The organism is Curtobacterium sp. P97 (genome assembly GCF_023712445.1).
Lineage (GTDB): Bacteria > Actinomycetota > Actinomycetes > Actinomycetales > Microbacteriaceae > Curtobacterium.
Genome location: NZ_JAMAYF010000128.1, coordinates 1 through 445 on the forward strand (window position 1 = coordinate 1; position 445 = coordinate 445).

General features: G+C 73.5%; 1 protein-coding gene. It reads left to right on the forward strand.

The features are described 5' to 3' along the window. Positions 1 to 90 precede the first annotated feature (90 nt). On the forward strand, positions 91 to 445 hold a 355-nt coding region (locus tag M3677_RS17285; RefSeq protein ID WP_251161179.1), incomplete at its 3' end, for a DEAD/DEAH box helicase.

The following is a 445-nucleotide window of genomic DNA, read 5'->3' on the forward strand; positions in this document are numbered from 1 at the left end:
GGTGGGAGCGCATGCCCCGACTGTGGCAGACAGTGCTGACTGTTTCCAGGGTCCCGCGTAAATGTCGTACCCCCTGGGGACACTCGTGGCGTGCCCACCGCCCCGTCCGCGATCGACCGGTTCACCGAGCCCACCCGGGCGTGGTTCACGGGCGCCTTCGACCGTCCCACGGCGGCCCAGGAAGGCGCGTGGTCGGCGATCAGCAGCGGCGAGCACGCCCTGGTCGTGGCGCCCACCGGTTCGGGCAAGACGCTGGCGGCGTTCCTGTGGTCCCTCGACCGGCTGGCGAGCACGCCCCCGGTCGACGAGAAGCGGGCCTGCCGGGTGCTCTACGTGTCCCCGCTCAAGGCGCTCGCGGTCGACGTCGAGCGCAACCTGCGGGCGCCCCTGACGGGCATCGGCCAGGCCGCCGCCCGACTGGGCCTCCCCCGGCCCGAGATCAGCG